Below are 23,801 nucleotides of genomic sequence, written 5' to 3'. Positions count from 1 at the left end.
TCCAGATTTTCCGGTAAGTCTTGTCTCGAACCTACGAAACTTTACGGGCTGCCGCGACGACGACGCCATTCGCGGACCGTTTGGGAATGATCAGTGGCCCGCCGCCGGCGCTCAGTACCGCCGCCGCCTCCGCGATACTCGGCGAACCGGTGCGTGCATGCACCACGCCGGACGGGTGTGGGACGACGACGGCAGCGAGATCTCCGGTGTCGAATCCGAGGACCGGAACCCCGAGTACCGCGGCCGCACCCACGACGGCAGGCTCGTTCGCCTTGCGGTCGAGAGTGCCCAGGCAGATCAATGTCACGGGCGCCTCGACGTTCGCGGACTCCAACGCCGCGCGCACCGCCGAGACGATGTCGGCGCTCGACGCACTCGTGCGGAACCCGACGCCCACGCAGACCTCAACCATGGTCGGCGAAGTCGCGGGCGGCGCTCACGAACCGCGCGACAGCGGTGGGGTGTCCCGCCGGATGCGTGTGAAGGTACGACGCGTGAATGCCCCCTCCAGCGAAACCTTCGCGCGCAGGTGCACCGTCCCACGGCCGCCATCCCCACGCCGGCGTATAGCCGGACGCCTCTGCCCGGGTGAGCGACGTTCGATGGAATTCGTGCCCCACCACCCGCTCGCCCGCAGCGAAGAGCGGCGAATCGGTCAATGCCACGGCATCGCGGTAGCCCAGAGTCAGGCGTGAGCCGAACGAGGCGTCGACATCGATGACCGATGCCATCGCCGAACCGTCGAGGCTGCGCGCGAGATACAGCAGTCCGGCGCATTCGGCGTGTATCGGTGCGCCGCCGTCGGCCAATGCGCGTATCTGTGCGAGGAGGCGCCCGTTCCCGGCGAGCGCGGCGGCATGCTCTTCCGGGAAGCCGCCCGGAAGGACGACTCCGGCCGTGTCCGTGGGCAGTTCGTCGTGCAGCGGGTCGAAGGTCACGACGCGCGCCCCGGCCGCCGCGAGCAGTTCTCGATGTTCGGCGTACCCGAAAGTGAAGGCCCGGCCGCCGGCGATTGCCACCGTCGGGCGAGCACCGGCGGGCACCTCACCCACCTCGACGGTGGGATCCCACGCCGGTCCGTCGATCGCAGAGCGTGCGAGCGCCCGGATCGCAGCCAGATCGAGATGCCGGGCGGCCAGCCGTGTCATCGCCTCCATGGCCTGCATGGCAGCGGCGCCGTGTTCGGCAGCGGGAATGAGGCCGAGATGCCGGCTCGGCACTTCCAGTTCCGCCATCCGGGGAACCGCGCCCAGCACGGGGAGTCCGACGCGCTCGCTGGCCTGTCTCAGCACCTCCTCGTGCCGGGCGCTTCCGACCCGGTTGAGGATCACACCGCCGATGCGCACCGACGCGTCGTACGTCGAAAATCCGTGAAGCACAGCGGCCAGAGACTGGCTGTGCCCGCGGGCATCGACCACCAGCACGACGGGAGCGCCGAGCAGTGCCGCGACCTGTGCTGTCGATCCCTCGGCCGACGGCTCCGCAGACGCGGCGTCGATCTTGCCGTCGAACAATCCCATGACACCCTCGACCACGGCGATGTCGCACTCGGTGCTCCCGTGACGGTAGAGCGGGCCGATTCGGTTGGCTCCCACCATCACCGGGTCGAGATTGCGTCCGGGCCGACCCGCGGCCAAGGCATGGTAGCCGGGATCGATGTAGTCGGGGCCGACCTTGAACGGCGCCACCGCATTTCCCGACTGACCCAGCGCACCCATCAAGCCCGTGGCGACTGTCGTCTTTCCGCTCCCCGAGGCAGGGGCCGCAATGACTACGGCGGGAACCGCGGAGTGCGCAGTCACCACTCGATGCCTCGCTGGCCCTTGCGGCCCGCGTCCATCGGATGGGCGATCTTCGTCATTTCCGTCACGAGGTCGGCCGCGTCGATCAACGCCTGTGGGGCATCCCTGCCGGTGATGACGACGTGCTGTGCACCCGGCCGGTCACGCAGTACTGCGACGACCTCGTCGACGTCCACCCACCCCCACTTGAGGGGATAGGTGAACTCGTCGAGCACATAGAAACGGTGTTCCTCGGCAGCGAGCCGCCGGGCGATTTCACGCCATCCCTCGGCAGCGGCCGCGGCATGGTCTTCCTCGGAGCCGTGCTTCCGCGCCCACGACCAGCCCTCACCCATCTTGTGCCATTGGACGGCGCCGCCGACCCCGGTGTCCTCGTGAAGTTGCCCCAAGGCACGGAACGCCGCCTCCTCCCCGACCTTCCACTTGGCGCTCTTCACGAACTGGAACACCCCGACATCGAAGCCCTGGTTCCACGCACGCAACGCCATCCCGAAAGCCGCGGTGGATTTTCCCTTACCCGGGCCGGTGTGGACCGCGAGTATCGGTGCGTTCCTTCGCTGCCGTGTGGTGAGGCCGTCGTTCGGGACGTTCTCGGGAACACCCTTGGGCATGTCCTACTCTCCTACCGTTCGATAACACCCGGCTTCTTGTATGCCGGTTCCGTTACGTCGAATATCGTTATGCCGCAGCGCGAACGACACCTGCGACGTGCTGCGCGGAGAGTTCACCGAGTCGGACGTACCCGCCACGCAGATGCCGGGCGAGTTCTGCCGCCAGACCGAGCCGGACCATTCCGGTCTCGCAATCCACCACCACCGTGGCGACTGCACTGTCGGCGAGCAACCCTGCCGCCACTCTGGCGCGGTGCAGAGCGTCCTTGCCGCCCGTGGCCCGTCCGTCGGTGAGTGTGACCACGAGCGCCCGCCGTTGCGGGTCACGGAGCCGCTCACGCAATACCACCTGCCGAGCCCGCAGAAAGCCCTCCGCCAGAGGCGATTTACCGCCGGTGCGCATCCCGCGCAGCCGACGGACCGCGATGTCCACCGACGATGTCGGTGGCAGAACCAATTCGGCGTCTCGTCCACGCACGGTGATGACGGCCACCTTGTCCCGGCGCTGATAGGCATCGCGCAGGAGGGAGACGACGGCCCCGGTGACCGCGGACAGCCGATCTCGCGCCGCCATCGAGCCGGACGCGTCCACGACGAACACCACGAGGTTTCCCTCGCGGCCTTCTCGGACAGCGCCTCGCAGGTCGGCCGAGTCGAGAATCATCCGGCCGGCCGTGCGTCCGCGAGCGGCCTGCCGTTCCGCTGCCGCGAACAGCGTGCCCACGAGGTGCAGGCCGTGCCCTTGCTCGCTCGCCGCCCGTACCGCTCGACCACGCGACGAGCGGGAACGCGAGCGCCGACCCGGCGCGCCTTCACCGACACCGGGAATCTCGAGCAGCTTGGTGGTGAACTGCGAGCCCGCCGGCCCGGCAGGCCGGTCCGGCGGCGGCGCTCCGCCCCCGGGTCCGCCCGGGTCGTCGGGTCCGTCGGGATCCTCCGCGGCCCCGCCCGCGGTCGGCTCGGACGAATCCTCGCTCGACGGTGCTTCGGCGGGCGGTTCGTCGGCCGCCGCCCTGGTGTCCTCGTCGGCCTGACGCAACGCCTCGTCGAGTTGATCCTGGTCGAGGCCCGGCTCGTCGAACGGGTCCCGCCTGCGCCGGTGCGGCAGCGTCAACTCCGCAGCAACCCGCACGTCCTCTGCCGTCACGGCGTCCGCACCGCGCCAGGCGGCGTGCGCGGTGGCCGTGCGAGCGAGGACGAGATCGGCGCGCATACCGTCGACGTCGAACGAGGCGCAGAGGAACGCGATCCGGCGCAGTTCGGTGTCGTCGAGCTCCACCGAATCGAGTCGATTGCGGGCTTCCAGGATGGCGGTGGCCAGAGCGTGATCCTGCTCGGCATAGCGAGCGGCGAACGTCTGCGGGTCGCGTTCGAAGTCGAGGCGCCGCCGCACCACCTCCATCCGCACATCGACGTCACGCGACGCAGCGACATCGACAGCGAGGCCGAAACGGTCCAGAAGCTGCGGCCGCAGTTCGCCTTCTTCCGGATTCATGGTGCCCACCAGAACGAACCGCGCCGGATGCGAGTGGGAGATGCCGTCCCGCTCGATATGTACCCGGCCCATCGCTGCGGCGTCGAGAAGAACGTCGACCAGATGATCGTGCAGAAGGTTCACTTCATCGACATAGAGAACGCCCTGGTGGGCAGCGGACAGCAGGCCCGGACGAAAGGCGCGTTCACCGTCGCGCAAGACTTTCTCGAGGTCGAGTGAACCGACAACACGGTCTTCGGTGGCTCCCACCGGCAACTCGACCAGCCGCGCGGGCCGCGGGCCGTTCTCGTCACGGACCGCCGGCAACAACGTGGTGAGCGCCCGGACGACCGTCGACTTGGCCGTGCCCTTCTCGCCCCGCACCAGGACGCCGCCGATGCCCGGGTGGACGGCGCACAGGACGAGCGCCAGACGCAGCTGGTCCTGGCCGACCACCGCACTGAACGGGAAACCCGTCGAGGAGTCCCGTGGAGACTGGTCCACGTCACGGTTCGTGCGCACGATGCATCCCTTCACGCCCCGGTTTCCTCGCCGAGAGCTGTTGGCTGGTACGAATGCCGCGGCGATCTGGCTGGGACTTCCGATTCGCCGCGCCCGTGGCAGCAGCGAATCAGAGATCCGTCACAGTGGCGGGACCGCGCCTGATTGGAACAGGACTTCCCCGCGGACATTCTTTCGCCGACCCTAGTCGGCGCTCACCGGCCCGCCGTCGACGGGGCACCCTGCGCATTCGATACCGACGCCGTATCCCCCGCATCGCGGGGCGCCCCGCCACCACGCTTCATGGGCACGTGCGGGATACCGTCCTCGACGAACTCCTCGCCATCCGGGGTGAATCCGTGCTTCGCATACATATCCACCAGGTAGGTCTGGGCGTTGATCCGGCAGGGTGCGGACCCCACCTCTGCGAGCGCCGCCCGCAGGAGACGAGTGGTATGGCCCTGCCCACGCGCGGGCCGCGACGTGCACAGTCGCCCGATGCGGAACGAGGTGGTGCCGTCGCCGTGCTCCTCGAGCAGACGGAGTGTGCAGACCACCTGACCGTCCTGCTCCAACCAGAAATGGCGCGTCTCCGCCAGCAGATCCTGCCCGTCCAGCTCCGGGTACGGGCAGGCCTGCTCCACGACGAACACCTCGACTCGAAGCTTCAGCAACTCATAGAGCGTCTTGTTGTCGAGATCGAGTGCCCACGAACGCTTCAGTGCTGCAGTTGCCGTCATGACAAGCAACTATGGCACAGGCCCGCTCGGCGCGCCCCCGCAGCCGAGCCCGCCCGTCGCCATCAGACCGCGGCGACCGAGGCCTCTTCCACCGCGATGGTATCGAGCTGAAGGACCTTGGACGTGTGCTCCCAGACCTGCGCGAACAGCCCCGGTTCGTCAGTGAGCTTCACCCCGAGCGACGGCACCATTTCCTGCAGCTTCGGCTTCCAGGACTCGTACCGGTCCGGGAAGCAGCGCTCGAGCACGTCGAGCATGGCCGGCACAGCCGTGGACGCGCCGGGAGACGCACCGAGCAGACCGGCGATGCTGCCGTCCGCGGCGTTGACCACGGCGGTGCCGAACTCGAGGACACCGCCCTTGCCCTTGGCCCGCCGGATGACCTGGACACGCTGGCCGGCGGTGATCAGTTCCCAATCCTTGCCGACGGCCTTGGGTACGAACTCGCGCAGCGTGTCGATCCGTCCGGCCTCCGACTTCGTGAGCTCGCTGATCAGGTATTTGACCAGGCCGAGTTCACTGACACCGACGCCGAGCATCGACAGAAGGTTGTCGGGCTTGACCGAACCGGGGAGGTCGGTGACGCGACCTTCCTTGAGGAATTTGGGTGACCAGCCGGCGTAAGGGCCGAACAGCAGTCCGGGCTTGCTACCGATCACCCGGGTATCGAGGTGCGGCACCGACATGGGCGGAGCGCCCACGGCAGCCTTGCCGTACACCTTGGCGCGGTGCTGGTCGATGAGTTCCGGATTGGTGCAGCGCAGGAAGGCTCCGCTGACCGGAAATCCGCCGAAGCCCTTGGCCTCGGAGATACCCGACTTCTGCAGGAGATGCAGGGCACCGCCGCCGGCGCCGACGAAGACGAACTTGCTGCGCACCACCTTTTTGGCACCGTTGCGACGGTTGGTGACCTTGACGACCCAGCTGCCGTCGGACTGCTTGGTGAGATCGGTGACCTCGTGACCGAAATGCACGATGCCGCCGGATGCACCGACGTAGCCGAGAAGCTGCTTGGTGAGGGCACCGAAGTCGACGTCGGTGCCGTTCTCGGTCCAGTTCAGCGCGATCGGATCGCTGTAGTCGCGGCCCTTCGCCATCAACGGCAGGCGGCGGGCGAACTCGACCGGATCCTCCACGTATTCCATGCCCGCGAAGAGAGGGTGTCCGGCGAGCGCGTCGTAACGGGCGCGCAGATACTTCACGTTGGCCTCGCCGTGCACGAAGCTGACGTGGGGAATCGGGTTGATGAATTCCTTCGGCTTGGTCAGGACGCCGTTCTCCACGGCGTGCGCCCAGAACTGGCGCGACACCTGGAACTGCTCGTTGACGTTGACGGCCTTCGCGATCTCGACGGTGCCGTCGGGGTTCTCGGGTGTGTAGTTGAGTTCACACAACGCGGAGTGACCGGTGCCGGCGTTGTTCCACGGGTCGCTGCTCTCGGCCGCGACGGCGTCGAGCCGTTCGAAGGTGGTGATCGACCAGTCGGGCTGCACCTGCCGCAGGATCGCCCCCAACGTCGCGCTCATGATGCCCGCGCCCACCAGCACTACATCCGTCTTCGTCTCTACCGCGTTCTGATCTGACACTGGAGAATCGACTTCCTTGTCCATTTGCCGTGCGCGCATCCGCCTGCCGTGTTCGCCGCATAGGTTACCCGCGCGTATGAGCGGAAGTTACCTGCCCCAATTGTGCCCCTCCCCGCGGCCCGGGATCGCCCATTAGATTGTGATCTGTGACTACATGGGCTCCCGACGTCCTCGGCGACGGATATCAGCAGTTGACCATCCCCCTCGGTACCGATCCCGACGGTGAAGGTGAGGTCGAGGCAACGTTGATCCGTTACCAGCCTGCACAGGAGACGAAGCGGACCGGCCGGGCCGTGCTCTACGTGCACGGGTTCACCGACTACTTCTTCCAGAAGCACCTGGCCGAGCACTTCGCCGACCAGGGATACGCCTTCTTCGCCCTGGACCTGCGCAAGTGTGGTCGTTCCCTCAAGCCCGGTCAGACGGCGCACTTCGTGTCCGACCTCACGCTGTACGACGCCGAACTCGACGAAGCGCTCCGCGTCGTGCGCGAGGCGACCGGCGAGGGCCAGGTCCTGCTGGTCGCGCACTCCACCGGGGGACTCGTGCTCCCGCTGTGGCTGCACCGACGGCAGAAGAAGGCCGGCGGCACCGCGGCCCTCGGCGTCAGCGGCGTCATCCTGAACAGCCCGTGGTTCGACCTGCAGGGGCCGTCGTACCTGCGAAATGTGGGAACGGTGGCCGTCGACGCACTGGGCCGTGTCAAGCGGAAGTCGATCGTTCCGAAGACCACCCTCGACACCTACGGGGTGAGTCTCCACGTCGACGGCAACGGAATCTGGAACTACAACCTGGACTGGAAACCGCTGGGCGGCTTTCCCGTCACCTTCGGCTGGCTCCGCGCCGTGCGCCGCGGGCATGCGCAACTGCACCGGGGTCTCGATATCGGTGTTCCTGCGCTGATTCTGCGTTCCAAGGCGTCGTACTTCGCACCGAGATACGACCCTCAGGTCGACACAGCCGATGCAGTCCTCGATGTCCGGCAGATCGCCCGGTGGGCCGGGTGTCTCGGCGACCGCACGACGATAGTGCCCATTCCGGGCGCCAGGCACGACGTCTTCCTGTCTTCGGACGAACCTCGCGCCCAAGCGTTCGCCGAGGTGGACCTCTGGCTCGACTGGCTGCACGGCCACAATTCCGCGGAGGCGCCGCGATGACCCACTTCGATCTCGCCATCATCGGCTCCGGGTCGGGCAATTCCCTTCCCGACGAACGCTTTTCAGACAAGAAGATCGCTCTCCTCGAGAAGGGCACGTTCGGCGGGACGTGCCTGAACGTCGGGTGCATTCCGACCAAGATGTTCGTCTACGCCGCCGAAGTGGCCCGCACGGTCACCGATACCGCGAAATTCGGCGTCGACGCCCAGCTCGAGGGTGTGCGCTGGCCCGACATCGTCAAAAGGGTCTTCGGCCGCATCGATCCCATCTCCGCAGGCGGTGAGCGCTACCGCGCGGAAGACACCCCGAACACGACGCTCTTCCGCGGGCACGCGTCCTTCGTCGGGCCGCGGACGATCGACACCGGAGCAGGTGAGGTCATCACCGCGGATCAGGTGGTCGTCGCTGCGGGATCGCGGCCGATCATCCCGGACGTTGTGCGCAGTTCGGGGGTGCCGTACTACACCAACGACGACATCATGCGGCTCCCCGAGCTCCCCGAGCGCCTGGTGATCATCGGAGCCGGTTTCATCGCCGCGGAGTTCGCGCACGTGTTCTCGGCACTGGGCACGCGGGTGTCGCTGATCTCGCGGGGCGAGCACCTGTTGCGCCATCTGGACGACGACGTGGCCCGTCGGTTCACGGATCTGGCGGTCTCGAAGTGGGATGTGCACCGTGGCCGGACGGTGGCGTCGGTGCGCCCGGACGGTGCCGGGGTCGCAGTGGAACTCGACAACGGACGGGTCGTGGCGGGCGACGCCCTCCTCGTGGCCACCGGCCGTCGATCCAACGGGGACGTGATCGATGCGGCCGCCGGCGGCATCGACCTCGACCAGGGGCGCGTCGTCGTCGACGAGTTCCAGCGCACCAGCGCCGAGGGGGTGTTTGCGCTCGGCGACGTCTCGTCGCCCTATCAGCTCAAGCACGTTGCCAACCACGAAGCGCGCGTCGTCCAGCACAACCTGCTGCGGGACGCGTGGCAGGACACGTCGGGCCTGCGCCGCACCGACCATCGTGTCGTGCCCGCGGCTGTGTTCACCGACCCGCAGATCGCCCACGTCGGGCTCACCGAGCGCGAGGCTCGGGACGCGGGCTGGGACGTCACTGTGAAGATTCAGGCTTACGGCGACGTCGCCTACGGGTGGGCCATGGAAGACGACGAGGGTTTCTGCAAGATCATCGCCGAGCGTGGCACCGGGCGACTGCTGGGCGCACATGTGATCGGCGCACAGGCCTCCACGGTGATCCAGCCCTTGATCCAGGCCATGAGTTTCGATGTGACGGCACACCGGTTGGCTCGGGGCCAGTACTGGATACACCCGGCTCTCCCCGAGGTCGTCGAGAACGCCCTGCTCGGGCTCGACGTCGACGACAGCGGCCTGTAATCGACTCGGCGCTCGACTACCAGGGGCTGGTGCGGAGAACGATCTCGGTGGCGAGCGCGGCGGCCGCGGAGGCCGGGACATTGGTGACACCGTCGAGTTCCACGACGCGGAAATCCGAGTAGACGAAGCGACCACTCGCATCGGCCTCGGCTCGCCGCGTGGGGCTTCCGACCATCACGGTCGTCGGGAGCTCCACCGGTGGGCATCCCGCCTCGCGGACCACACCTTTGTCGTCGGGCGCCGCCGGGTGACCCCGATCGGCAACGACGAGACTGGCGAAGCGCCCGAACTGGCGAGCGGCGAGCGTCCAGGCGAGCTCGGCACCCTCGCGGCTTCCCACGAGGTTGACCCATCCCACCTTCAGCTCGTCGAGCAGCCCCATCACAGCGGAGTCGTCGAGTCCCTCGACGGACTCGGGCACGATGGTGCGCAGATCCGAATTGTGCAGGCGGGCGCACACATCGTCGTAGACGTCCGGGGCGTCCCCCGCACCGGGCAGCAGCAGGACAGCGTGCCTGGTCGACGGCCCGTCGAGCCGAACTGTACAGTCTCCGTCTCCCACAGCCACGTGTGTCAGTTCCATGGCAGAAAACCTACGCGATCCGCGCCGCCTTGCGCTCGCACCCTTATCCGGTCCGGTTCACAACGCTGGTTCGGCAGATCGGAACATGGCTGATCGTGCGCGGGCAACTGCCTAGAAAGAGAGGCGGGAGCCGATGGTGGCCAGCCCCTCCGGGGCACCTTCACCGATCAAGGTGTCCAGGGCGCCCACATCCACGTGCTTCTCGACGAGATCAGCCAACAGGTCGAGCTGCGCGACCCGCACGGCGGCCACGTCGGTGTCGGGGGCGGGGACGAAGCCGGTTCGACCCGAATGCTCCGCGACATCGTCGAGGAGTAGACGGCGGAATCGATCGTTCTCGAGCAGACCGTGCCAGTGCGTTCCGTAGACAGCTCCGCGGATACTCCCCTCCGCCGCCCCGGTGCTCGCGTAGAGCAGCGGCTGATCACCGTTACGCCGGACCCGACCGTGGTGTATCTCGTAACCGTCGACCGGGACCCCGTACGCGTCACCGGTGACCCGGCCCAGCACTTTATCTGCCGCGAACTCCACCTCGAGGTCGAGCAGTCCCAGACCCGGGGTCTGGCCGCGACCGGATTCGACGTCGTCGACGATCACCGAGCCGAGCATCTGGTAGCCGCCGCAGACGCCGAGTACCGGGCGGTCGAGATTCGCCTGCGCCACCACGGCATCGGCAATTCCGTTGCGCTGCATCCACTCGAGGTCCGACACCGTCGACTTGCTGCCGGGCAGGACGATCAGGTCGGCATCCTGCAGGCGGGAAGGATCGTTGACCCAGCGAACCGAAACTCCGGGTTCGCACGCCAGCGCTTCCACATCCGTCGAGTTGGAAATTCGTGGCAGGCGGATCGCCGCCACTCGCAGCCATTCGCTTCCCACCGGCGGTCCGGGACGCCCGACGGGGGCGTCGCCCACGACGCCGAGCGAATCTTCCGCGTCCAGCCACAGGTCGTCCGCGAACGGAATGACACCGAGGGTCGGCCGGCCGGTCAGGGCAGTCAACTGCTCGAGGCCCGGGGTCAGCAACGACACGTCGCCGCGGAACTTGTTGACGACGAAGCCGGCGATCAACGCCTGATCTTCGGGCGAGAGCACAGCCACCGTGCCGAAGAGGTGGGCCAGCACTCCACCGCGGTCGATGTCGCCGACCACGAGCACCGGAATCCGGGCGGCGCGGGCAAGACCCATGTTGGCCAGATCCGTTGCCCGCAAGTTGATCTCGGCGGGTGAGCCCGCGCCCTCACAGATCACCACGTCGAACTCGTTCCGCAGGGACGCCAGTTCCTCGGCCACCACCACCCGGAGATGGTCGCGGTGCTCGATGTAGTCGCGGGCACCGACGGAAGTGACGGCGCGGCCGCGCACCACCAGCTGGGACGTCCGATCACTCCCCGGTTTGAGCAGCACCGGGTTGAAACGCACGCTCGGTTCCAGTCCACACGCGGCGGCCTGCAGCGCCTGCGCACGTCCGATTTCGCCGCCGTCGAGGGTGACGACGGAATTGTTGGACATGTTCTGGGCTTTGAACGGCGCCACCCGGACACCGCGACGCGCCAGCATCCGGCACAAGCCGGCAACGAGCACGCTCTTCCCAGCATCCGACGTGGTTCCGGCGACGAGCAGTGCGCCCTTCAGTTGGCCCGGGCTCAAGGCAGGGTGAGAATTTCGGCGCCGGTCTCGGTGACCACGATCGTGTGCTCGAACTGGGCAGTCCACGAGCGATCCTTGGTGACCACGGTCCAGTCGTCTTCCCAGACCTCCCAGGCGATGTCACCGAGATTGATCATCGGCTCGATCGTGAACACCATTCCCGGTTCGATCACCGTGTCGACCGACGGCTCGTCGTAGTGCAGGATGACGAGGCCGTTGTGGAACGTGGTGCCGATGCCGTGGCCGGTGAAGTCCCGGACCACGCCGTAGCCGAAGCGGTGGGCATACGATTCGATAACCCTGCCGATCACGTTGAGCGCGCGTCCGGGCTTGACCGCCTTGATGGCCCGCATGGTGGCCTCGTGCGTCCTCTCCACCAGCAAGCGGTTCTCCTCGGCGACGTCGCCTGCGAGGAAGGTCGCGTTGGTGTCTCCGTGCACCCCGCCGATGTAGGCCGTGACGTCGATGTTGACGATGTCACCGTCCTGGATGACGGTCGAATCCGGGATCCCATGGCAGATCACCTCGTTGAGCGAGGTGCAGCAGGATTTCGGAAAACCCTTGTAACCCAGCGTCGACGGATAGGCGCCGTGGTCGATCATGTATTCGTGGGCGATGCGATCGAGTTCGTCGGTGGTGACGCCGGGCGCCACCGCCTTTCCCGCCTCCTGAAGAGCGCGGGCGGCGATCTGGCTCGCCAGGCGCATGGCCTCGATCGTCTCGGGTGTCTGCACCCACGGCTCGTGACCCTCGTTGGCCGTCGGCTTCCACGCGTACTCGGGCCGCTCGATACTCGCAGGCACGGCGAGGACGGGTGACACGGTTCCGGGGCTCAATGCTGTGCGGACAGACATGGGTATCAGGGTAGACCTGCCCTTCTCCGTGCGCCTTTCTGGTAGCGGGAACTACCAGAAAGGCGCACGAGCGCGAAGCGCCTACCGCTGGCGCAGGAGGTAGCGCTGCACCTTGCCGCTGGGAGTCTTGGGAAGGTGCGGAACGAAGTGCACGGTGCGCGGATAGGCGTGTGCAGCGAACTTCTTCTTCACCAAGGTCTGCAGCTCGACTTCGAGTGCGTCGGTGCCCTCGACTCCGTCGCGGAGAACGACGAAGGCTTCGAGTACCTCACCGCGCAGGTCGTCGGGCATTCCGACGACCGCGGCCTCGACAACGGAGTCGTGCATGACGAGCACGCTCTCCACGTCGAAGGGCCCGATCCGGTATCCGGCCATGATGATGACGTCGTCGTCGCGGGCCGAGAAGAAGTAGAAGCCGTCCTCGTCGGTCTGGCCCGCATCGCCGGTGAGGTACCAGCGGCCGTCGCCGGTGAAGCGCTGCGCGGTCTTCTCGGGGGCGTCGACGTACCCGGTGAACCACAACAGCGGGCTGTTCCGGGTGTCGATAGCGACCCGGCCCGGTGTCCGGGGCGGGGCGATCGCGTCGGAGTCGTCGGCGAGTACCGCACAGGACCAGCCTGGGAGCGGCTTGCCCATCGAGCCGTCGCGGACCTCGTCCTGCAGACCCTCCGCCCACGCATTGGCGATAAACATTCCGTGCTCGGTCTGCCCGTAATGGTCGCGCACGAGAACCCCGAGGTTGGCCTTCGACCACGAGATCACGTCCGGTGTGAGTGGTTCACCGGCAGACGACGCACGCCGCAACCGCACCGTCTCGGGGATCGGCGTCGGATCCGCCCGCAGACTCCGGTAGACGGTCGGGGCGGCCGCAAAGTTGGTGACCCCGAAGCGTTCCATGACCTTCCAGGTGAGCGGCGCCGAGAATCCCGCGTGCAGCAGGATGCTGCGCGTCCCCGCGGCGAGCGGCCCGAGGAGTGCATAGTAGAGGCCGTACGCCCACCCTGGATCCGCGGCGTTCCAGAAGACGTCGTCCTTGCGAACGTCGAGCCCGAACTCCTGGTAGGCGTGGAACGACGCCAGCGCCCGAACCGGGACCGGCACGCCCTTGGGGGTTCCGGTAGTCCCACTGGTGAACAACTGCACGAGGGGTCCGTCACCGCCGACGGCAACGGCCGCACCCCGGGCATCGCTGGGATCGTGCGACGTCAACAGCGTCTCGAAGTCCACGGTGCCGGACTTCTCGCCGCCGACGACCACCACCTGCCAGGGCGCGTCTGCCGGAATGTCCTCACCGGGCGTCAGCTTGTGCAGCTGGTTCGCATCGGCGATCACAACCTTCGCTTTGCTCGCCCCGAGTCGGAACGCGATGGCCGGGGAGGCGAACGCCGTGAACAACGGAACGTGGACCGCCCCGCGACGCCAGATCCCGAGCAGGGCTACAACCAGTTCCGCCGACTTGCCCATCAGCGTCGCCACGTGCTCACCCGGTTCGACACCGAGGTCTGCCAAGGCTGCCGCACATCGTGATGACTGTTCGCGAAGGAATCCGTAGGTGAGGTCCGTCGAGGTCAGATCCGCTTCCACAACGGTGAACGCCACGTCGTCGGCAGGGTGTCGATCACACAGCAACTCCGCCGCGGCGGCGGTCGGCGTGTCGTACTGATCGAGCAATTCACGCACGCGTGCGGTGGGATCGGTGGTCATGCGGTACTCCTCGTATTCTGCGGGCTGGTATATCGGGTCCGAACGTTCGCGGGGCCGGGTCGGCGACGGCGTGGCCTCATCCGAACTCGCTACGGTTATGATCTAGCTCACAGACCGCCCTGACTACCCCCGGAAAGGGGTGACCCACTTGGTTCTCCCGTCGCTACTACGCCCCCGGGACGGCGACGCCCTGCGCGGTGAGCTGCGCACGATCGCCGCCCAGGGTGTCGTGCCGGTTCTCTTCGGCGGTGAAGTGAGCGACGACACTCTCCATCTCAGCGAGTTCTTCGGAACACGGACCAACAACCTCAAAGGGCTGGCCATCCCACCGCTGTCCGGCCTCGGCGGCCGAGTGGTGGCTCAGCGCAGGCCTGTCTCGGTCAACGACTACAGCTCCTCCCAGACCATCACGCACCACTTCGATCGCCCCGTCCTCAGCGAGGGTCTCCGCTCCATCCTGGCCGTGCCCGTCATCGTGCAGGGCAAATCCCGGGCCGTCCTCTACGCCGCCATCCGCGAGTGCGCCCCGATCGGTGATCGGACCGCGGATGTCGTCGTCGCGGCCTCGCGCCGACTCGGTACGGAGATCGCCATTCGTGACGAGGTCGACCGCCGCCTCCAGATGCTCACGACGTTGGACGCGCAGGGTGTCGACGGCGCCACCACCGAAGAGCTTCGCGACATACACGCTCAGTTGCGGAGTGTGGCCCAGACGGTCACCGATCCGTCGTTGCAGGAGCAGTTGCGCGGGTTGTCCCAGCGGCTCGCGGCAGTCGTCCGCCCCGGTGGCGGCGATGGTGCCGACGCGTCTGACGACGCTGGTATCACCCTCACCCCCCGAGAGGTCGACGTGCTGGCGCACGTCGCGCTGGGATGCACCAACGCCGAGGTCGCCCAGCGGCTGTCGGTGGGAGCCGAGACCGTCAAGAGTTACCTGCGCAGTGCCATGAACAAGCTGGACGCGCGGTCCCGCCACGAAGCCGTGGTCACCGCACGCCGGCTGGGTTTACTCCCCTAGCGACAAGCGTCTTCTCGGCCGGGAAGCGCGCGCAGCGAAAGGCGGTGGGTCATGGGATCGACAACGGATTCGAACGCGTCGAGCTCGAATGCGTCCGGTGCGAGTTCTTCCGAGCAGCCGAGCCTGAAGCGGGTCATGGGACCCGGTCTGCTTCTGTTGTTCATCGTCGGCGACATCCTCGGAACCGGCATCTACGCGCTGACCGGCAAGGTGGCGAACCAGGTCGGTGGCGCGGTCTGGTTGCCCTTTCTCATCGCCTTCCTCGTCGCCATCGTCACGGCCTTCAGCTACCTCGAACTCGTCACCAAGTTCCCCAAGGCAGCGGGCGCTGCGCTGTACACACACAAGGCTTTCGGGGTGCACTTCCTGACGTACATGGTGGCTTTCGCCGTGATGTGCTCCGGCATCACGTCTGCCTCCACAGCGTCGCGTGCCTTCGCGGCCAACTTCGTCGAAGCCTTCGATCTCGATTTCACCACCGGAATCGGGATCACTCTCCTCGGTCTCGCGTTCATGACGCTGGTGGGAATCATCAACTTCCGCGGGGTCAGCGAAAGCGTCAAAACCAATGTGGTTCTCACGTGCATCGAGCTGTCCGGGCTTCTGATCATCATCATGATCGGTCTGTGGGCACTCGGCGTGGGCGACGGTGACTTCTCCCGGGTCGCCACGTTCGACACCGGTGAACGATCCCCGGTCGGCGCCGTGATCGCGGGTACCGCGCTCGCCTTCTTCGCGATGGTCGGTTTCGAGGATTCGGTCAACATGGCCGAGGAGTGCAAGGAACCCAGCCGGATCTTCCCCAAGGTGTTGCTGACGGGACTTCTCGTCACGGGGGCGATCTACGTGTTCGTCTCCATCACGGCCATCGCGCTGGTACCGGTGAGCGACCTCGGCGAAGGTGACACACCACTGCTCAAGGTGGTGCAGGCCGGCGCCCCCGGCTTCCCGATCGGGATCTTCGCCTTCATCACCATGTTCGCGGTCGCCAATACCGCACTGATCAACATGCTGATGGCAAGCCGGCTGCTGTACGGCATGAGCCGCGAGAAGGTACTCCCTCCTCCGTTCGGGAGAGTGCACGCCCGCCGCCGCACTCCGTACGTGGCCATCGTCTTCACCACGCTCGTCGCGTTCGGCTTGATCACGTTCGTCGGTGAGGTGCCCGAACTCGGCGGCACCACGGCCCTGCTCCTGCTGTGCGTGTTCACGATCGTGAACGTCACCGTGCTGGTCCTCCGGAAACAGCCCGTGGAGCACAACCACTTCCGGGTACCGACGATTCTTCCGATCGTCGGCACCCTGACGTGTGGCTTCCTCGCCACACCCTTCGCCGACCGCCCGATCGTGCAGTATCAGATCGCCGGCGTGCTACTCGGGATCGGCGTCGTCCTCTGGGCGGGCACAGTGCTCGTGAACAAGAGGCTCGGAAAAGGCGGCCCGGAACTCGATCCCGAAAAGCTCGCCGAACACGAGTAGCGCGTCAGAGAGCATCCCTCAGAAGGCGGGCATTGCGGACGCTGACGCAGGGCACCCCACGGCCCCTCGCCTGCTGCATCGCCATGGCTTCCGCTGGGGTGCAGAGTCCGTCGAGGACGTCTTCGGTGGCGATGACGCACAGGACGTCTCCTTCGCAGGAGCTGATCGACGCGATTCCGCGGCCCGACGCCCACTGCTTCATCGCGAGCCACTGAGTCAGTTCCGTGCCTGGGTCCGGATTGCCGACGAACAACACTGTGCGGACGCCATCCGATGCGTCTACCCGAGCTTCTTCCGAGACGAGTGTCATGTGTGAAAGTCCCTGTCTGCGTGGTCTCTTCGATCCCGCGGTTGCGAAAATCTTCTGCAACCCACTATGGGCGCTCCCGACGGCGGTGTCTGTCCCCCGAACGGGTCCCTGAACCGACTACACCTGTGTCCCCCGATCGGCCGATGACGCCTCGACGACACGGGCGGAGGGTCAATACCCTTCGGGCAACGCCGCAAACATGTCTCGGGTGACGGCGACGGCATTGTCGGAACTCCCGCCCCGGACCACCAGCGTGGCGAAGGCGAGATCACCTCGATAGCCGACGAACCAGGCGTGCGAGCCACCCTCGACCTCGGCCTCCCCCGTCTTTCCGTATACCTCGCCCTGGTCCTCGATCCGTTCAGCTGTGCCACTGGTCACCACGAGCCTCATCATCGAGCGCAGCCCCTCGACCATGTCGGGGCTGATCGGCGGATGGTCACCCTCGATGACGGTCTCGCGTCCGGCGATCAACCGCGGAACGGGAGTCGAACCGTGCGCGATCGTCGCCGCGGCCAGGGCCATTCCGAACGGACTGACCACGACCTTGCCCTGGCCGAAGCCGTCCTCTGTTCGTTGCACCAGCTCTTCGGCCGGCGGGACGGAGCCGGAATCGGTCGGCAGGCCCACGACCTGGTAGTCGGGGCCGATCCCGTATTGCGACGCTGCGACCGTCAGCGCGTCGGGCTTCATCTCACTGGCCAGTTTCGCGAACGAGGTGTTGCACGAACGGGCGAATGCCGTGGCCATCGGCACGGTGCCCAGCGCGAACTCGTTGTAGTTGGGAACGCTGCGCTCCCCGATCTCGATACGTCCCGGACACGGCACCATCGTGTCGGGGCTCGCGATCCCCGAAGAGATGGCTGCCCCGGCGGTGATGATCTTGAACGTCGATCCCGGAGGGTAGAGACCTGTCAGGGCGACCGGCCCGTCCCGGTCTGCCGCCTTGTTCTGCGCCACCGCGAGAACGTCTCCGGTCGACGGCTGGATCACCACCATCATGGCCTGGTCGGTCCTGGCGTCGACGGCGTTCTGCGCCGCAACCTGAATGGGCCGGTCGAGGCTGATCGAGAAGGACGGGGAGGTCTGCGGCGGGGTCTCGGTGAGGACATCCGTGTCGACGCCGTTCTGGTTGACGGTGACCACGCTCCACCCGGCTTTGCCGTCGACCTCGTCGATCACCGTCTTCTTCACCTGTCCGACGAGGTCCGGGGCGAAAGTGCGATCCGTGGCCACCAGGTCCGCCTCGTCCGAGACACTGACTCCGGGAAGGGCGCCGAGGATGCCCGCGACCTGCTCGTAGTCTTCGGACCGCAGTCGGGTGACGAGGTAGTCACCCTCGACCGCCGTCGCAGATTCCGCGATCGACTGCGCGGTGAGCGTGTTGTCGAACGGGGAGAGCGCGGCGGCAAGACCCTGCGCCGTGGAGATCACGTTGCCCGACTCCCCGGCGTCGAATTTGACGCGGTACACCACTCCGGGAACCAGAACATCCGAGCCGGAGTGCTCGTTGACGCGAGCGCGGGGAGCCGCAGTCGACCGGAGCGACATCGTCTGCCGGTCGCCGAGCCGAGGGTGGATGTTGGTGGAGCTCCACCGGACCGCCCACTCCCCGTTCCGGCGCCCCATCTGCAGCTCACCGGAGTAGGTCCATACCCGATTCTTCGGTAGATGCCATTCGTAGGCGTAGCCAACGGTGGCCGTGTCTCCGTTGATGTCCACGTCGGTCGTCTTCGCCTCGAGCGACTCCGCCTGCAGCGATTCCCAGGCCGACTCGAGAACTCGCTGAGCATCGTCGGGCCGATCGGACAATTGTGCGGCCTGCTCGGAATCGCGGTCGGCGAAGGCGGTGAGAAATGCCTGAGCGGCGGGCGCGGGGCCGTCGGGCTTCGGTGTGCACGCCGTCGAGCCGAGGATCAGTGCGGCCGCGCCGCCGAGGGCGATGGACCGCACGACGCGGAATCGAGTGGTTGGCCAGAGGTTCATCGCCGCTCATGGTATGTCTCCGACCACCGTCGGCACGGTAGGCGGCCAGCGAGTCAGTCCAGGAGAATTGTGGCGAACGTCGCGACTTGGCTGAAACCGATGCGTGCGTACGCACTGCGGGCCACGGTGTTGAAGCTGTTGACATACAGACTGGCGATCCGGCCGTCGGCGATGACGGCCTCGGCCACGGTTGCCGTTCCCGCGGCCCCGAATCCCTGCCCTCGATACATCGGGTGGACCCAGACGCCCTGGATCTGCCCCACCCGCGACGACACCGACCCGACCTCGGCCTTGAAGATCACCTGTTCGTCCTCGAACCGGGCCCAGGCTCGGCCGGCGGCGATGAGATTGGCGACCCGGCGCCGGTACCCGCGACCGCCGTCATTAGCGCGGGGGTCGACGCCGACTTCCTCGATGAACATGGCCACCGCTGCGGGAAGGTACTGCTCGAGTTCGTGCATCCGGACTTGGCGGACGAGCGGATCGGGGCGGCAGTGCGGCTTGCCGGCCAACGCGAGGAGGGGCTGGTCGGCCCGGACCTCGCGAGCGGGGCCCCAGTCCATTTCCAGCATCTCCCACAACGGCAGTGTCAGCTCGGCCCTGCCCACCAGCGACGAACACATGCGGGGCGTCCGGCAGGCTCGGTCCGCGAACGCGCGCATGTCGTCGACGCTGCCGCGAAGCGGAACGAAGTTGGCACCGGAGAAGCACAGCGACTCGAGCGGTCCTCCTCGACTCCACAACTCCCCGTGGATCATCCGCGGATCGACTCCGCATTCTTCGACGCGCGCGGCGACCATGCAGGCGGCGACAGGATCGGCGTCGAGAACGCGGAGCACATGTGCCGCGTCTCGACTGCTCAACTGTTTGGCACCGAGGAGCTTGAGCATCTACCCAACCTTGTCAGCTAGTGGTTCTGCCCACCAGATTGCCACGAACACGCCAGAAACGGGAGACGTTTCGATGCCCAGGGGCGGGCGGGTCAGCTGACGGTCACGACGGGGGACCCGGCCGACGCGTCACCCTCCATCTCTTCCGCGATGCGCATCGCTTCCTCGATGAGCGTTTCGACGATCTGCGCTTCCGGCACAGTCTTGATCACTTTGCCCTTCACGAAGATCTGGCCCTTGCCGTTTCCGGAGGCCACTCCGAGGTCGGCCTCGCGGGCCTCGCCGGGACCGTTCACCACGCAGCCCATGACGGCGACGCGCAACGGGATTTCCATGCCTTCGAGCCCGGCGGTCACTTCGTCGGCCAACGTGTAGACGTCCACCTGGGCGCGCCCACACGAGGGGCACGACACAATTTCGAGCTTGCGCGGGCGCAGGTTCAGTGATTGCAGGATCTGCGTTCCGACCTTGATCTCCTCAGCGGGCGGCGCCGACAGCGATACCCGGATGGTGTCGCCGATGCCCTCGGAAAGGAGCGCACCGAAGGCGACGGCCGACTTGATCGTTCCCTGGAACGCCGGACCGGCCTCGGTCACGCCCAGGTGCAGGGGGTAGTCGCACTGCGCGGCCAGCTGACGGTAGGCCTCCACCATGATCACCGGGTCGTTGTGCTTCACCGATATCTTGATGTCGCCGAACCCGTGTTCCTCGAACAGCCCGGCTTCCCACAGAGCCGACTCGACGAGCGCTTCCGGCGTCGCCTTGCCGTACTTCTGCATCAGCCGGGGGTCGAGCGACCCGGCGTTGACTCCGATGCGGATCGGGATGCCGGCGTCACCGGCCGCCTTGGCGACTTCCTTGACGCGTCCGTCGAACTCCTTGATGTTGCCCGGGTTCACGCGTACCGCGGCACACCCCGCCTCGATGGCCGCGAAGATGTAGCGCGGTTGGAAGTGAATATCGGCGATAACCGGGATCTGGCTCTTCTTCGCGATCGTCGCGAGTGCGTCGGCGTCCTCCTGGCGCGGGCAGGCGACTCGGACGATGTCGCAGCCGGACGCGGTGAGTTCGGCGATCTGCTGGAGGGTCGCGTTGACGTCGTGGGTCTTCGTGGTGCACATCGACTGCACGGACACCGGAAAATCGCTGCCGACGCCGACTGTCCCGACCTGCAGTTGACGGGTCTTGCGGCGGGGCGCGAGAACGGCGGCCGGGCCTTCGGGCATACCCAATCCGACAGGGCTGGTCACGTGGGTGCCTTCTTTCGTAGCTTCAGGTCCGAGTTTAGCGATCACTGGAAGAGCTTGATCGGGTTGACGATGTCGGCGGTGAGGGTGAGCAGCATGTATGCGCCGCCGATGACGATCACGACATAGGTCACGGGCAGCAACTTCAGGTAGTCCACGGGGCCGCCTCGGGGCAACCCTCGCCTGCTCCGGAACCAGTCGCGAATTCGCTCGTAGAGCGTCACTGCCATGTGTCCGCCGTCGAGTGGGAGCAGCGGGAGCATGTTGAACATGCCGAGGAAGAAGTTGAGGCTTGCGAGGAGGAGAACGAACGCTTCCCAGATCCCCTGTTCGGCGATCTGGCCGCCGATCACGCTCGCGCCGTACACGGAGATCGGTGTCTCCGGGTCCCGTTCCCCGCCGGTCACGGCGTGCCACAGGTCGACAGCCTTGCTCGGCATCTGCACAAGACGTTCGGCCGTCATGACGAACATGTCACCGGTGAATTCGAAGGAGGCTGGGACCGCAGATACCGCCGAATGCTCGACGACCACCGGCGGCGCGGCGATGCCGACAGCACCGACGGTCGCCTCGTGCGGTTGGCTCTCCCCCTCCTCCTGAACCCACCGCTGTACCTGCTGGACGGGAACGACGACCGTCTGCTCGGTGCCGTCCCGTTCGACAGTGAAGTCCACTGCACCCGACAGCGGTCGCGTTGCGGCGGCGACGTCCGCGAAGGTGGGCGTCTCCTTGCCGTCCACCGCGACGATGATGTCGCCCGCCCGGATACCGGCCTCCTCGGCGGGCCCGGTACCGGTGCACGGGGACAGCGCGTAGTCGGGAGCGGGACCCTGGGTGGCGGCCACACAGCCGACCGAACCGACCTCGGCATGGCTGGGCCGGTCGAGGTCGGGCAGACCCCACCCGACGGCAAGGACGTACACCAGGACGAGACCGAGCAGGAAGTTCATGCCGATCCCGCCGGACATCACGACGAGGCGTTTCCAGGTCGCCTTCTTGTACATGGCCCGGTCTTCTTCGTCCGGCGCGAGTTCGTCGAGGGCCGTCATTCCCGCGATGTCGCAGAAGCCACCGAGCGGCAGGGCCTTGAGCCCGTACTCGGTTTCACCGCGGCGGAAGGAGAAGATCCTGGGGCCGAAACCGATGAAGTATCGACGGACCTTCATGCCGGTGGCCTGAGCCACCCACATGTGACCCGCTTCGTGAAGCGCGATCGACAGTGCGATTCCGAGGGCGAAGAGAACAACGCCCACTGCGAACACCATGCAGTTCTAGCCTTCCTGCTTGACGAGCTGACGTGCTCGGTCACGCGCCCAGCCGTCGGCGGCCAGTACGTCCTCCACGGTAGCCGGTGGCGCCGCCCACTCGTCCGCCTCGGACAGCACGGCGGCGACGGTGCGGACGATGGCCGGGAATCGGATGATCCCGTCCAAGAATGCCTGAGCCGCGACTTCGTTGGCAGCGTTGTAGACGGCGGTGAGGCAACCGCCACGCCTGCCGGCTTCCCGCGCGAGGTCGACAGCAGGGAAGACTGCCGAGTCGAGTGGTTCGAAGTCCCAGCGGGAGGCGCTGGCGAAATCGCACGGGGCGGCAGCTCCTGCGACCCGGTCCGGCCAGCCGAGCGCGAGCGCGATCGGCAGCTTCATATCGGGCGGGCTGGCCTGTGCGAGCGTGGAGCCGTCGGTGAAGGTGACCATCGAGTGCACGATCGACTGCGGGTGAACCGTGACGTCGATGCGGTCGTACGCGATCCCGAACAGCAGGTGGGTCTCGATCAGTTCTAGTCCCTTGTTCACCAGCGTTGCGGAGTTCAACGTGTTCATCGGGCCCATCGACCAGGTGGGATGGGCGCCGGCCTGCTCGGGAGTGACCGAGTCGAGTTGCTGAGCGGACCATCCCCGGAAGGGACCGCCCGAGGCCGTGAGAACGAGGCGGGCCACCTCGTCTGCACTGCCTCCGCGCAGGCACTGGGCGAGCGCGGAATGTTCGGAGTCCACGGGCACGATCTGGCCGGGGGCCGCGGCGGCGGTGACAAGGGGCCCGCCCGCCACGAGGGATTCCTTGTTCGCGAGCGCGAGCCGCGCGCCGGACTCCAGGGCGGCCAGGGTCGGTTCCAGACCCAGGGAGCCGACGAGGGCGTTGAGGACGACGTCCGCTTCGGTGTTCTTCACCAGTTCGGTGACCGCGCCCGGACCGCTCAACACTCCCGGCCATTCGAGTGTGGCAGCGGCCCGCGGATCGGCGACTGCGACGGATGTCACACCTGTTTCGGCGATCTGCCGTGCGAGAAGGTCGACACTTCCACCACCGGCGGCGAGGCCGACAACGGAGAACTTGCCGGGGTTGGCCGCGATCACCTCCAACGCCTGGGTGCCGATCGAACCTGTGCTGCCGAGCAGCAGGACGCGGGTGGGCCTGGTTTCATCCACCCACCCATTGTTCCTGATCGAACAGCGGTCGCCCGCCATGGATGGCCCCGGTACATACGACGGACGGTCGTATGTCACGATATGGCGAGTAGCGCAACCGAATCTGCAGGAGGATCGATCGTGGCCGGTACCCAGTTGGAGCCCTCGTCCAGCGACCCCGTCGTGGCCGCACACGTCGATACGGCCGAGGTCCCGTCGGCGGCATGGGGCTGGAGTGGTGAAGCGCCCAAGACGTTCCGCTTCCTCGGCTGGTTCTTCGCGCTGTTCCTGCTGCTGATGATCATCGGTAACCACACCGGCCGGGTCGAGGACCTGTGGTTGGTCGGCTGCGCAGGCCTCATGGTCGTCGTCCTGGTCCGCGACATCCTCCGGCGGCGCAAGCCCCGGTAAACTCC

At 66.8% G+C, this 23,801-nt stretch carries 21 protein-coding genes; 5 read left to right on the top strand and 16 right to left on the bottom strand.

Annotated elements, in window-relative coordinates:
* Positions 1-31 precede the first annotated feature (31 nt).
* From JQT59_RS19880 to mqo, 6 genes are all read right to left on the bottom strand, one after another.
* Entirely contained in the window at positions 32-397 is a 366-nt protein-coding gene (locus tag JQT59_RS19880; RefSeq protein WP_249353685.1) for a cobalamin biosynthesis protein, read from the bottom strand.
* Between the two features lie 7 nt (positions 398-404).
* Positions 405-1,805, bottom strand: a complete 1,401-nt coding sequence (locus tag JQT59_RS19875; protein WP_213571684.1) for a cobyrinic acid a,c-diamide synthase CobB — start codon at positions 1,803-1,805, stop codon at positions 405-407.
* Positions 1,799-2,413, bottom strand: a complete 615-nt coding sequence (cobO, locus tag JQT59_RS19870; protein WP_109330876.1) for a cob(I)yrinic acid a,c-diamide adenosyltransferase — start codon at positions 2,411-2,413, stop codon at positions 1,799-1,801. Before cobO ends, JQT59_RS19875 begins: the two co-directional genes overlap by 7 nt.
* A gap of 67 nt (positions 2,414-2,480) precedes the next feature.
* Complete coding sequence (locus JQT59_RS19865; RefSeq protein WP_502939715.1) at positions 2,481-4,409, bottom strand: magnesium chelatase subunit D family protein; 1,929 nt, start codon at positions 4,407-4,409, stop codon at positions 2,481-2,483.
* Between the two features lie 194 nt (positions 4,410-4,603).
* Positions 4,604-5,128 carry a GNAT family N-acetyltransferase gene (locus tag JQT59_RS19860; protein WP_213571683.1) on the bottom strand — a complete coding sequence of 175 codons (525 nt, stop codon included), beginning with the start codon at positions 5,126-5,128 and terminating at the stop codon, positions 4,604-4,606.
* A 62-nt stretch (positions 5,129-5,190) separates the two neighbouring features.
* Positions 5,191-6,738: a malate dehydrogenase (quinone) gene (gene mqo, locus JQT59_RS19855; protein ID WP_213577905.1), complete on the bottom strand. Its 1,548-nt coding sequence runs from the start codon at positions 6,736-6,738 to the stop codon at positions 5,191-5,193.
* Between the two features lie 122 nt (positions 6,739-6,860).
* Between mqo and JQT59_RS19850 the strand changes: the two genes are divergently transcribed.
* A complete protein-coding gene (locus JQT59_RS19850) occupies positions 6,861-7,871 on the top strand; it encodes an alpha/beta hydrolase (RefSeq protein WP_213571682.1) in 1,011 nt (336 codons plus the stop codon).
* The gene (gene mtr / locus JQT59_RS19845) at positions 7,868-9,256 is read left to right on the top strand and encodes a mycothione reductase (RefSeq protein WP_213571681.1); all 1,389 of its coding nucleotides are present in this window, start codon (positions 7,868-7,870) and stop codon (positions 9,254-9,256) included. Before JQT59_RS19850 ends, mtr begins: the two co-directional genes overlap by 4 nt.
* A 16-nt stretch (positions 9,257-9,272) precedes the next feature.
* On the opposite strand, the gene JQT59_RS19840 is transcribed toward mtr, so the two are convergent.
* From JQT59_RS19840 to JQT59_RS19825, 4 genes are all read right to left on the bottom strand, one after another.
* Positions 9,273-9,839 carry an alpha/beta fold hydrolase gene (locus JQT59_RS19840; protein ID WP_213571680.1) on the bottom strand — a complete coding sequence of 189 codons (567 nt, stop codon included), beginning with the start codon at positions 9,837-9,839 and terminating at the stop codon, positions 9,273-9,275.
* Positions 9,840-9,950: 111 nt separating this feature from the next.
* Positions 9,951-11,474, bottom strand: coding sequence for a cobyric acid synthase (locus tag JQT59_RS19835; RefSeq protein WP_502939868.1), 1,524 nt, complete (start codon positions 11,472-11,474; stop codon positions 9,951-9,953).
* Between the two features lie 11 nt (positions 11,475-11,485).
* Positions 11,486-12,343: a type I methionyl aminopeptidase gene (gene map, locus JQT59_RS19830; protein ID WP_213571678.1), complete on the bottom strand. Its 858-nt coding sequence runs from the start codon at positions 12,341-12,343 to the stop codon at positions 11,486-11,488.
* Between the two features lie 81 nt (positions 12,344-12,424).
* Entirely contained in the window at positions 12,425-14,047 is a 1,623-nt protein-coding gene (locus tag JQT59_RS19825) for an AMP-binding protein (protein WP_213571677.1), read from the bottom strand.
* Between the two features lie 139 nt (positions 14,048-14,186).
* Here JQT59_RS19825 and JQT59_RS19820 point away from each other — a divergent pair, with 139 nt between their 5' ends.
* Positions 14,187-15,065: a LuxR C-terminal-related transcriptional regulator gene (locus tag JQT59_RS19820; RefSeq protein WP_213571676.1), complete on the top strand. Its 879-nt coding sequence runs from the start codon at positions 14,187-14,189 to the stop codon at positions 15,063-15,065.
* Positions 15,066-15,116: 51 nt separating this feature from the next.
* Positions 15,117-16,544 (top strand): APC family permease, encoded by a 1,428-nt coding sequence (locus JQT59_RS19815; protein WP_213571675.1) that lies wholly within the window; start codon positions 15,117-15,119, stop codon positions 16,542-16,544.
* Between the two features lie 4 nt (positions 16,545-16,548).
* On the opposite strand, the gene JQT59_RS19810 is transcribed toward JQT59_RS19815, so the two are convergent.
* The 6 genes from JQT59_RS19810 to dxr form a co-directional block, all read right to left on the bottom strand.
* On the bottom strand, positions 16,549-16,854 hold the full coding sequence (locus JQT59_RS19810) for a hypothetical protein (RefSeq protein ID WP_213571674.1): 306 nt from the start codon (positions 16,852-16,854) through the stop codon (positions 16,549-16,551).
* 171 nt (positions 16,855-17,025) lie between these two features.
* Entirely contained in the window at positions 17,026-18,840 is a 1,815-nt protein-coding gene (locus JQT59_RS19805) for a penicillin-binding transpeptidase domain-containing protein (RefSeq protein WP_213571673.1), read from the bottom strand.
* Positions 18,841-18,893: 53 nt separating this feature from the next.
* A complete protein-coding gene (locus JQT59_RS19800) occupies positions 18,894-19,730 on the bottom strand; it encodes a GNAT family N-acetyltransferase (RefSeq protein ID WP_109330903.1) in 837 nt (278 codons plus the stop codon).
* Positions 19,731-19,822: 92 nt separating this feature from the next.
* Positions 19,823-20,980, bottom strand: coding sequence for a flavodoxin-dependent (E)-4-hydroxy-3-methylbut-2-enyl-diphosphate synthase (gene ispG / locus JQT59_RS19795; protein ID WP_213571672.1), 1,158 nt, complete (start codon positions 20,978-20,980; stop codon positions 19,823-19,825).
* Positions 20,981-21,021: 41 nt separating this feature from the next.
* Entirely contained in the window at positions 21,022-22,242 is a 1,221-nt protein-coding gene (locus JQT59_RS19790) for a M50 family metallopeptidase (protein ID WP_213571671.1), read from the bottom strand.
* A gap of 6 nt (positions 22,243-22,248) precedes the next feature.
* Entirely contained in the window at positions 22,249-23,406 is a 1,158-nt protein-coding gene (dxr, locus tag JQT59_RS19785) for a 1-deoxy-D-xylulose-5-phosphate reductoisomerase (RefSeq protein WP_213571670.1), read from the bottom strand.
* Positions 23,407-23,526: 120 nt separating this feature from the next.
* Between dxr and JQT59_RS19780 the strand changes: the two genes are divergently transcribed.
* Entirely contained in the window at positions 23,527-23,796 is a 270-nt protein-coding gene (locus JQT59_RS19780; protein ID WP_213571669.1) for a DUF2631 domain-containing protein, read from the top strand.
* The last annotated feature ends 5 nt before the right edge of the window (positions 23,797-23,801 follow it).

Source organism: Rhodococcus sp. USK13 (assembly GCF_018343855.1).
GTDB lineage: Bacteria > Actinomycetota > Actinomycetes > Mycobacteriales > Mycobacteriaceae > Rhodococcus_F > Rhodococcus_F oxybenzonivorans.
Note: the sequence above shows the minus strand (reverse complement) of the source record. Positions and strands in the feature narration are given on the sequence as shown.